At 71.8% G+C, this 9,719-nt stretch carries 9 protein-coding genes; 4 read left to right on the top strand and 5 right to left on the bottom strand.

The features are described 5' to 3' along the window. The first annotated feature begins 31 nt into the window (after positions 1–31). From ABZ953_RS37770 to ABZ953_RS37785, 4 genes are all read left to right on the top strand, one after another. The gene (locus ABZ953_RS37770; RefSeq protein ID WP_361733769.1) at positions 32–1,300 is read left to right on the top strand and encodes a citrate synthase family protein; all 1,269 of its coding nucleotides are present in this window, start codon (positions 32–34) and stop codon (positions 1,298–1,300) included. Between the two features lie 76 nt (positions 1,301–1,376). Beyond that, on the top strand, positions 1,377–2,279 hold the full coding sequence (locus ABZ953_RS37775) for a sucrase ferredoxin (protein ID WP_361733771.1): 903 nt from the start codon (positions 1,377–1,379) through the stop codon (positions 2,277–2,279). Between the two features lie 124 nt (positions 2,280–2,403). Then, positions 2,404–4,095: a sensor histidine kinase gene (locus ABZ953_RS37780; RefSeq protein WP_361733773.1), complete on the top strand. Its 1,692-nt coding sequence runs from the start codon at positions 2,404–2,406 to the stop codon at positions 4,093–4,095. After that, on the top strand, positions 4,092–4,769 hold the full coding sequence (locus ABZ953_RS37785; RefSeq protein WP_361733775.1) for a response regulator: 678 nt from the start codon (positions 4,092–4,094) through the stop codon (positions 4,767–4,769). The genes ABZ953_RS37780 and ABZ953_RS37785 overlap by 4 nt, the downstream gene beginning before the upstream one ends. A gap of 34 nt (positions 4,770–4,803) precedes the next feature. Here ABZ953_RS37785 and ABZ953_RS37790 read toward each other — a convergent pair whose 3' ends face one another. The 5 genes from ABZ953_RS37790 to ABZ953_RS37810 form a co-directional block, all read right to left on the bottom strand. Beyond that, entirely contained in the window at positions 4,804–6,396 is a 1,593-nt protein-coding gene (locus ABZ953_RS37790; RefSeq protein WP_361733787.1) for a cation acetate symporter, read from the bottom strand. Next, the gene (locus ABZ953_RS37795) at positions 6,393–6,896 is read right to left on the bottom strand and encodes a DUF485 domain-containing protein (RefSeq protein ID WP_361733789.1); all 504 of its coding nucleotides are present in this window, start codon (positions 6,894–6,896) and stop codon (positions 6,393–6,395) included. Before ABZ953_RS37795 ends, ABZ953_RS37790 begins: the two co-directional genes overlap by 4 nt. Before the next feature lie 138 nt (positions 6,897–7,034). Further along, a complete protein-coding gene (locus ABZ953_RS37800) occupies positions 7,035–7,772 on the bottom strand; it encodes a response regulator transcription factor (protein ID WP_361733777.1) in 738 nt (245 codons plus the stop codon). Continuing rightward, positions 7,769–8,914, bottom strand: coding sequence for a histidine kinase (locus ABZ953_RS37805; protein ID WP_361733779.1), 1,146 nt, complete (start codon positions 8,912–8,914; stop codon positions 7,769–7,771). Before ABZ953_RS37805 ends, ABZ953_RS37800 begins: the two co-directional genes overlap by 4 nt. Next, positions 8,911–9,420 (bottom strand): DUF1453 domain-containing protein, encoded by a 510-nt coding sequence (locus ABZ953_RS37810; RefSeq protein ID WP_361733781.1) that lies wholly within the window; start codon positions 9,418–9,420, stop codon positions 8,911–8,913. The genes ABZ953_RS37805 and ABZ953_RS37810 overlap by 4 nt, the downstream gene beginning before the upstream one ends. Between the last annotated feature and the right edge of the window lie 299 nt (positions 9,421–9,719).

Consider the following 9,719-nt stretch of genomic DNA (forward strand, 5'->3'; position numbering starts at 1 on the left):
CAGTCGTCGCGATGCGGATACGGTGACGCCCATGACGGATCAAGGAACCACGCACGAAGGCCGGCGGCTCAGCACCAAGGAGGCCGCCGAACTGCTCGGCGTGAAGCCCGAGACCGTGTACGCGTACGTGAGTCGTGGTCAGCTCAGCAGCCGCCGCGGCCCGGGGGCACGGGGAAGCACGTTCGACGCCAAGGAGGTCGAGGCGCTGGCCCGCAGGAACAGGCGGGAGCCCGCATCGCCCGCCGGCGGCAACGAACTCTCCGTACGCACCCGCATCACCCTCATCGACAAGGACCGCTACTACTTCCGCGGCGTCGACGCGAAAGAGCTCGCCCTCAACCACTCCTACGAAGAGGTGGCCGAGTGGCTCTGGACCGGTGTCCTGCGCCCCGGGGTCGCATTCACCGCCCCCAAGGAGGCCGTCACCGCGGCCCGTCGGGCGGTCAATGCGCTGCCTGAGCACAGCGGTCCGACCGACCGCCTGCGCGTCGCGGCCATCTCCGCGGCGGCCGCCGACCCGCTCCGCTTCGACCTCTCCGAAGAGGCGGTCATCGGCACCGGACGCACGTTGATCCCCACCCTCGTGACCGCGCTCCCACCGGTCCTGCCCGGCCACCGTGACGAAGGCCCGCTGGCCCGCCGGCTCTGGGCACGGCTGACCGGCAGCAAGCCCGACGCTGCCGCCCTGCACGCGCTCGACACGGCCCTCGCGCTGCTCGTCGACCACGACCTCGCCGCGTCGACGCTCGCCGTCCGGGTCGCCGCCTCTGCACGCGCCCACCCGTACGCCGCGGTGTCGGCGGGACTCGGCGTCCTGGAAGGCCCGCTGCACGGTGCGGCGAGCGGCCTCGCCCACCGCATGCTGCTCGACGTGCTCGACCGGGGCAGCGCGGCGCCCGTCGTGGCCGACGAGCTCCGCGCGGGCCGCCGCGTCCCCGGGCTCGGCCACCGCCTCTACCCGGGCGAGGACCCACGCGCGCAGGCGCTGTTCGCCCTCCTGGAGGTGATGCCCAAGGCCGGTCCCGCCCTCGCCGCGGCCCGTGACGTGGTGGCCACCACCGCCCGCCACACCGACCTGCATGCCAACGTCGACCTCGCGCTGGCCGTCCTGACGGCCTCCTCGGGGATGCCGGCGGAGGCGGGCGAGACGATCTTCGCGGTGGCGCGGACGGCGGGCTGGATCGCGCACGCCCTGGAGGAGTACGGCGAACGACCGCTGCGCATGCGCCCGAGCGGCCAGTACGTGGGCGTGCGTCCGCCCCAGCCGATGCCTTCTCCCGCGCCTTCTGGGGCTTCCTGACGCCCGTCGCCCTCCGAGCCGCCCGTCTCGTGTGAGGCGTGCGGCAGCTGGGACAGTGCGGGTTAGGCTCACCTGCGTGAGTACGTGTGCGAGCGCCTCGCGGGACCTGGACGAGCCCCTCGCGGGCACCGCGGCCACCGCCAGGACATGGCTTCTGCTGGAGCAGCCGGGCCCTTGGGGCGCCAAGGCGCTGCGGTCCAGCCATCTCGACCCGGAGTTCGGCCGCGCCCTGGAGGCGGCCGCCGAGGGGACCGGCGTGCGCGTCGCCCTCATCCGCCGCCCCGGTCGCCACGCGGACTCTCACGCGCCGACGCGGCACCAGGTGTACGTGGGGCACACCGCCCCCGGCCGCACCTGGCTGCGCGACGCGCTGACCGACGACCCACGCCGCCTGCTGGACCTCGACTTCGCCGCCCTCGGCGCGGGCGACCACGGCGGCTTCGGCACGGCCCACGTCGGCGCCCCGCTCGTACTCGTCTGCACCAACGGCAAGCGCGACCGCTGCTGCGCCCTGCTCGGCAGGCCACTCGCCGCCGAACTCGCCGATTCAGGCGAGAAGGGCGCCTGGGAAATCACCCATCTGGGTGGCCATCGCTTCTCTCCCACCCTGCTCGTCCTGCCCTACGGATACGCGTACGGCCGGATGCGGGCGCCTGCCGTCAAAGAGATCCTCGACGCGGCCCGCGCGGGCCGCGTCGTCACCGATGCCTGCCGGGGGAACTCCGCCTGGGAGCGTCCCGGGCAGGCCGCCGAGCTCGCGGTGCGCACGGCCGCCGGAGAGTACGCGGCCGAGGCCCTGAGCGTCCTCCGTACGGACGGCACGGGCCCCCGCCGGGAGGTGACCGTCGCGCACACCGACGGCCGCCGCTGGCAGGTCACCGTCGATGAGACGGCCTCGCTCCCGCCCCGCCCGGAGAGCTGCGGCGCGGCTCTCGCGTCGCCTGCGCGGATGGACGTGACAGCGGTGCGGGCACTTTAGGAGAGGGCGGCCGTGGGACGCCCTGGGACACCCGGGCACCGGCTCCGGCTTCCGCTGCCCTCGTACGAGATCCCCGCCACAGTGACTTCGAAGTAGCCCGTCGGCGGCCGTACCGTTCGTACTCATGAGCCCGACCTCCCCTGCGCGACGCCTCCGCCTCGGCCTGCCGCGGCGGGTGTTCTCGCAGGTACTGCTGATGCAGCTGGCCATCGCGGCCGGGGTCGCGGTGCTCGCCACCGGTCTTTTCCTCGCGCCGCTGAGCGACCAGCTCGACGACCAGGCGATGCGCCGCGCGCTCGCCATCGCGCAGACGACGGCCGCTCAGCCGCAGCTCTCCGAGGACCTGTCCGCCTCGCGGCCCACGGCCGCCGGGCCCGTCCAGGCAGCGGCCGAACGGATCCGGCGGGCCAGTGGCGCCGAGTACGTAGTGATCATGAACAGGGACGGCGTTCGCTGGTCCCACACCGACCTCGACCAGATCGGCAAGGTCGTCTCGACGGACCCCAGCGACGCCCTCGCGGGCCGCGATGTCATGGAGATCGACAACGGCACGCTGGGCCGCTCGGCCCGCGGCAAGGTGGCACTGCGGGACGCGAGCGGGGACATCGTGGGCGCCGTCTCCGTAGGCATCGAGTACGACAGTGTGCGGGCCCGCCTGGTCCACGCGATTCCGGGACTGCTGGCCTACGCGGGCGGCGCCCTCGCCGTCGGCGCGCTCGCCGCCTACCTGATCTCCCGCAGAGTGCAGAGGCAGACCCGGGATCTGGCCTTCTCGGACATCTCCGCCCTGCTCGCGGAGCGCGAAGCCATGCTGCACGGCATCCGTGAGGGGGTCGTCGCGATCGACCGGGGCGGCCGGATCCGGCTGCTCAACGACGAGGCGCAGCGGCTCCTCGGCCTGGGCACGGAGGTGATCGGGCAGCCGCTCGACGACGCGCTCGGCGCCGGACGTACGACCGACGTGCTGGCCGGCCGGGTCACCGGAACGGACCTTCTGACCGTACGCGGACAGCGCGTCCTGGTCGCCAACCGCATGCCCACCGACGACGGCGGCGCCGTCGCGACGCTGCGCGACCGCACGGAGCTGGAGCAGCTCGGCCGCGAACTCGACTCCACCCGCGGCCTCATCGACGCCCTGCGCGCCCAGGACCACGAGCACGCCAACCGCATGCACACCCTCCTCGGCCTGCTGGAACTGGAGATGTACGAGGAGGCGGCGGAGTTCGTCGGCGAGGTGGCGGGCGCCCACCGAGTCACTGCCGAGCAGATCACCGAGAAGGTCCAGGACCCGCTGCTCGCGGCCCTGCTTGTCGGCAAGGCCACGGTCGCCGCGGAGCGGGGCGTCGCGCTCTCGGTGCCACAGCACAGCGCGCTGCCCGACCGGCTCGTGGATCCGGGCGGCGTCGTGACGATCGTCGGCAACCTCGTCGACAACGCACTCGATGCCGCCGCGGGCACCCGCCACGCACGCGTGGAGGTCGATGTACGCGCCGACGGGCGAACCGTGGCCCTCCAGGTGCGTGATTCCGGCCCGGGAGTACCGGTCGGGCAGCGCGAGACGATTTTCACCGAGGGCTGGACCACCAAGGAGCCGCCGGCCCACGGCAAGCGCGGCATCGGCCTCGCGCTGGTCCGCAGGCTCGCCGAGCGCCAGGGCGGCAGGGCGCGGGTCGGCGAGGCCCCGGAAGGCGGCGCCGAGTTCACCGTCGTCCTGCCGGAGGCGCTGGCGGAGCCCGAACTCGCCGCCACCGAGGGACACGACGAGCGAAGCCATGAAGGAGCCACGATGGCCAGGGCCCCGAAGGAGCGTCAATGATTGACGTCCTCGTCGTGGACGACGACACCCGGGTCGCGGATGTCAACGCCGCCTATGTGGCGAAGATCCCCGGTTTCCGGGTGGCGGCGAAGGCACACGACGCCGCAGAGGCCCTGCGCCTCATCGAGGACGTGCCCGTCGACCTGGTGCTGCTCGATCACTATCTGCCGGACGAGACAGGCCTCTGGGTCGTACGCAGCCTGCGTGAGCGCGGCCACCAGACCGACGTGATCATGGTGACCGCCGCACGCGACATCGCCACGGTGCAGGCAGCGATGCGGCACGGCGCACTCCAGTACCTGGTCAAGCCGTTCTCGTACGCCGGTCTTCGCGCCAAACTCGACGCGTACGCGACGCTGCGCCGCACGCTGGACGGCGGGGGCGAGGCCGAGCAGGCCGAGGTCGACCGCATCTTCGGCGCCCTCTCGGCGACGCCGGCGCCCGAGCTGCCCAAGGGTCACTCCCCCACCACGGCGGAGCTGGTGCGCCGGGCGCTGATGGCCGCGGAAGGCCCGCTCTCGGCCCAGGAGTTGGCGGACCGCACACGGCTGAGCCGGCAGACGGCACAGCGCTATCTGAAGCTCCTGGAGCGCACCGGCCGGGTCCGGCTGAGCCTCAAGTACGGGGACACGGGTCGCCCGGAACACCGTTACGAGTGGGCAGCCAGCAGCTGAGCGCCCCGGCCCGGAACTCCGGCCCAGTGAATCGTTACGCCGCCCCGGCGCCGGTGAGCGACCGCACCTCCGTCTCCGCGTGCTTGGCCTCGTCCGCCTCCTCCCGCGAGGTCACCGTGCCGAGCCAGCCCGCGAGGAAGCCGAGCGGGATGGAGACGAGGCCCGGGTTCTCCAGGGGGAAGTACTGGAAGTCCGCCCCGGGGAAGAGGGATTGGGGCCCGCCGGAGACGACAGGAGAGAGGGCGACCAGCACGAGCGCGGGCAGCAGACCCCCGTACACCGACCACACCGCACCCCGTGTGGTGAAGCTCCGCCAGAACAGGGAGTAGAGCAGCACCGGCAGGTTGGCGGACGCGGCGACCGCGAAGGCCAGGCCCACCAGGAACGCGACGTTCAGGTCGCGCGCCAGCAGGCCGAGGCCGATCGCGACCACACCGACCCCGGCCGCGGCGACGCGGGCCACCGCCACCTCGCTGCGCGGTTTGGCGTCCCGGCGCCGCAGGGAGGCGTACAGGTCGTGGGCGACGGACGCCGAGGAGGCCAGCGTGATGCCGGCGACCACGGCGAGGATCGTGGCAAAGGCGATGGCGGCGACGACTGCGAACAGAACCGTTCCGCCCGTGGAGTCCGCACCGCCTCCCAGGTCGAGGGCGAGCAGCGGAACGGCCGTGTTCCCCGCGGCATTCGACCCGCGCACCGCGTCCGGGCCGACCAGGGCGGCCGCGCCGAAGCCGAGCACGATCGTCATCAGGTAGAAGCTGCCGATGAGCCCGATGGACCAGACGGCCGAACGGCGGGCGGCCCGCGCGGTCGGCACGGTGTAGAAGCGGGTCAGGATGTGCGGCAGCCCGGCGGTGCCGAGCACGAGCGCAAGCGCGAGGCTGATGAAGTCGAGCCGGGCGGTCCAGTCCCCGCCGTACTTCAGGCCGGGCGCGAGGAACCGGTCCCCGTGGCCACTACGGTCCGCGGCGGTCCGCAGCAGTTGGTTGAAGTCGCCGTGGAAGTGCACCAGGACGAGCACGGTCAGCGCGATCGCCCCGCCCATCAGCAGAACCGCCTTGACGATCTGGATCCAGGTGGTGGCCCGCATCCCTCCCATCGACACATAGATCACCATGAGCGCACCGACACCGATCACCGTCCAGGTCTGCGCCGCTCCACTCGTCCCCCCGAGCAGCAGCGCCACGAGTGAACCCGCCCCCACCATCTGCGCCACCAGATAGAGAACGGAGACGGTGACCGAAGAGGTTCCCGCCGCGATCCGCACCGGACGCTCCCTCATCCGCGCCGCGACGACATCGCCGAGCGTGAACCTGCCGCAGTTGCGCACCAGTTCGGCCACAAGGAACAGCACGACAAGCCACGCGACGAGGAACCCGACGGAGTAGAGCAGCCCGTCGTACCCGAAGAGCGCGATCAGCCCGGAGATGCCGAGGAAGGAGGCGGCCGACATGTAGTCGCCAGCGATGGCGAAACCGTTCTCCATGGGGGAGAAGAGCCGCCCGCCCGCGTAGAACTCCTCGGCCGATCCCTGTCGGTGACGGCTCGCCCAAGTCGTAATCGCCAACGTGACGGCCACGAATACCCCGAACAGCAGCAGCGCAAGGTTTTGGTGATCTCCCATCAGCGCTCCACCCCCCGCTCCCGCCGCTGCTCCTGCTCCCTCTTCTGCTCGAAGACGGCCCAGCGCAGGTCGAGCGCCGCCCGGTCCCGCCGCAGCCGAGCGTGCCGCGCATACGCCCAGGTCAGCAGGAACGTCGAGAGGAACTGTCCGAGACCCGCCAGCATCGCCACATTCACGGCCCCGGTGACGGGGCGCGCCATCAGCCCCGGCGCTGTGGTCGCGGCCACCACGTACGCGACGTACCAGGCGAAGAAGAAAGCCGTGGCCGGGACGACGAACCTCCGGTATCGGCTGCGCACTTGCTGAAAGGCGTCGCTGCGCTGCACTTCCAGGTAGATGTCGGCCGGTCCTGCGCTCCGTTGCGGGGTCGGGGACCGGGGTGCCACCACTGAGGCCGGCACCCCTGCGCCGTCCAGTTCTCCCCAGCCGGAGGCGAGCGCGTCGTACCAGGGGTCCCTCAGGTCGCCGGCCCGGTCCCGGCCGACATCAGCCCGGCCCGGCACCGCATCGGGCCCGTCGTGGTTCTCCACCGAACTCTCCTTAGTCCGCAGCCCTGTTCGGCCGCGTGCCCAAGGATGGACAGAACGGTAAGATCCGTGACTCCCCTCCCCGCGCTCTTCACCCCATCAGGTGAAGCCTCGTCAGGTACCGGCTCTCCCTTCCGGCTTGGTCAGCCTGTTCCGGAAGGCGTAACGAACCGCCTGCGCACGATCCTTGAGCCCTGCCTTCGCGAAGAGATTGTTGATATGGGTCTTCACCGTCGCGGTGGAGACATGCAGCGAACGGGCGATCTCGTGATTCGTCATTCCTTCGGCGATCAGCGCGAGCACTTCGGTCTCCCGCGCGGTGAGGCCGTCGGGTGGCACGGCGCTCGTAGTCGCATCGGGCTCCGACAGCCGTTCGAGAAGACGTCGTTGGATCTGCGGTGACAGCCCCGCGTCGCCGGAGAGCACATCCTCGACGGCCCGGACGATCTCGTCCCCGCCGGCGTCCTTGGTCAGATAGCCACGCGCCCCCGCTTTGAGCGCCGGGAACAGCGAATCGTCGTCCGCGTAGGTGGTGAGCACGACGACCTGCGTCCCCGGATACTCGGCGCGGATGCGCCGCGTGGCCTCCGCGCCGTCGCAACGGGGCATGCGCAGGTCCATCAGGACCACGTCCGGCGCCAGTTCGGCGACGAGGCGGACAGCCTCCTCGCCATCGGCGCCGGCACCCACGACCTCGATGCCGGGCAGCAGCCCCAACAGCATCACGATCCCCTCACGCACCACGGTCTGGTCGTCGACCACAACCACACGCGCGGGTGGCTTGTTTCCCCCTGGGGCAGGCCCGGCCGGGCTCTCGCCCGCGATCCCGGCGGTGCCGTCCTCCCGCGTCATCCCGGCACCCTCAGCGTCACCACGAAGCCCTCCTCGCCCGGCCCTGCCTCCAGGGACCCTCCCAGCAGCTCGGCCCGCTCACGCATCCCGAGCAGACCGTACCCGGCGCCAGAGGCGGCGAGCTCCCCCGGCGGCTGTCCCCCCGAGTCCCTTACGTCCAGCTTCACTTCGCCCTCCCCGTAGCGGAGACACACCTGGACCTTCGCCCCCGGCGCATGTTTCCGGACGTTCGTCAGTGCTTCCTGCGCCACCCTGCGCACCGCCTGGGACGCCTCGGCGGGCAGCGCGCGCGGGTCCCCCTTGACGGTGACGGAGGCACGGTCCGCGGTCACCAGCTCGCGCAGGAAGTCCTCGACCGGGGTCATCTCCCCGCGCAGCGCGGACAGCGCCTGTCTGGTCTCGGCGAGCCCTTCTCTCGCCATGGACCGCGCCGCCACCACCCGTCCCAGGACTTGCTCCTTCGCCGCGTCCCCCTCGATCAGCAGCCGGGCCGCCTCCAGGTGCACGAGCTGCGCGGAGAGACTGTGCGCGAGCACGTCGTGGATCTCGCGGGCGATACGGGCCCGCTCGGCGAGCGCCGCCGACTCCGCCTCGGCAGCTCGTGCCGCCCGCTCCTGGGCAAGCAGTCGATGGGCACTGCCGCGCGCCTCGGCGTCCAGACGCAGGGTGTACCCGGCAAGCGACAGCCCGATGACGGTGAGCGCCATGATGAGCCAATTGCCGCCGTCGTACGTGACATATCCGGTCATCGCCACGAGCACACAGGGCACCGCCGCGACGAGTGGCAGCCGCTCCAGAGCGGAGACGGCCGTCGCACACCACAGCACGAGGGCGAGCATGCGCCAGTCGGCGATCTCCGCCACGGCCCCCGCACCCATGAGCAACGCCATCAGCGCCAGCGACGGCCACAGGCGATGGACGAACGAGACACGGAAGAGCGCCCACGCCGCCCAGGTGACGACCACGACCATGGCCACCCCGCCCACCAGGCGCCAGCCACGGTCCTCGTGGAAGGTGCTCCACAACAAGCCGCCGAGGATGACCACGCGCAGCACCCCGACGAACCACAGCCGGGCCATGCTCAGCCCTGCCCGGGCAAGCGCCTCCTGAGAGGGCCAGCGCGTCCAGCGGTCCGCATTCACACGGTTTCCTTCCGCATCGGCCGGTGGGCCGCGGCCACACCGAACGCCGTGTGCCCGGATCCGGTCCGCAGCAGGAGCAGACCGCCGCGGACCAGCAGTGTGGCCGCGAGGGCCAGCATCAGACTGGCACTGCCCTGTCGCACGTGCAGCAGCGAGCCGACTCCGAACAGCCCCGCCCGCAGTCCCGTCCCGGCGACCCAGACCACGGCCGTGGCCTTGGTGCCCTTGCTCCAGGCGGTTCCGTCCGGATCGGTCCACACATACGAGGTCCGTGCCCAGCCGACCCCCACTGCCAGCCCCACGACCAGTTCGGCGGCGAGCAGAGCCGCAGACGCGGTGCGGTGATGGGCGTCGATCAGACCGGGTTCGCGCACGGCCATGAAGACCAGCACGGCCGGTATCAGCCACCAGCGCCGGTCCGCGCCGATCTGCTGGGCCTTGAACTGGCGGACGACCACCAGCGCCACGACGGCGCAGATCACCAGTGCGTTGGTGAGCCCGGACATGTCAGCCTCCGTACGACGAACGGGACGAGACCGATCCGAGAAGGATCGACGCGTTCGACGTTACGGAGATCGGCTGGTCACGGGATCGGCGCAGGGGTTGAACGCGGGTGGAGCCGTGTGCTCCACCCGTGGGTGGAGCACAGGGCTCCCGTGCTGGTCAGCGCCCCGCGGCGCGTTCCCGGGCCCGGTGCTTGCGCGCTACGCGTCGATGCGTGAGCGGTCGAGGGTGGCTGCGGAGCTGGTGATGAATTCCTTGCGGGGGGCGACGTCGTTGCCCATCAGGAGATCGAAGACCTGCT

The organism is Streptomyces sp. NPDC046465 (assembly GCF_040646035.1).
In the GTDB taxonomy this organism is placed as follows: domain Bacteria; phylum Actinomycetota; class Actinomycetes; order Streptomycetales; family Streptomycetaceae; genus Streptomyces.

Excerpts from the sequence above, each read along its gene's own strand:
- ABZ953_RS37770 (WP_361733769.1), top strand. The coding sequence starts at position 32 with ATGACGGATCAAGGAACCACGCACGAAGGCCGGCGGCTCAGCACCAAG.
- ABZ953_RS37780 (WP_361733773.1), top strand. The coding sequence starts at position 2,404 with ATGAGCCCGACCTCCCCTGCGCGACGCCTCCGCCTCGGCCTGCCGCGG.
- ABZ953_RS37785 (WP_361733775.1), top strand. The coding sequence starts at position 4,092 with ATGATTGACGTCCTCGTCGTGGACGACGACACCCGGGTCGCGGATGTC.
- ABZ953_RS37800 (WP_361733777.1), bottom strand. The coding sequence starts at position 7,772 with ATGACGCGGGAGGACGGCACCGCCGGGATCGCGGGCGAGAGCCCGGCC.
- ABZ953_RS37810 (WP_361733781.1), bottom strand. The coding sequence starts at position 9,420 with ATGTCCGGGCTCACCAACGCACTGGTGATCTGCGCCGTCGTGGCGCTG.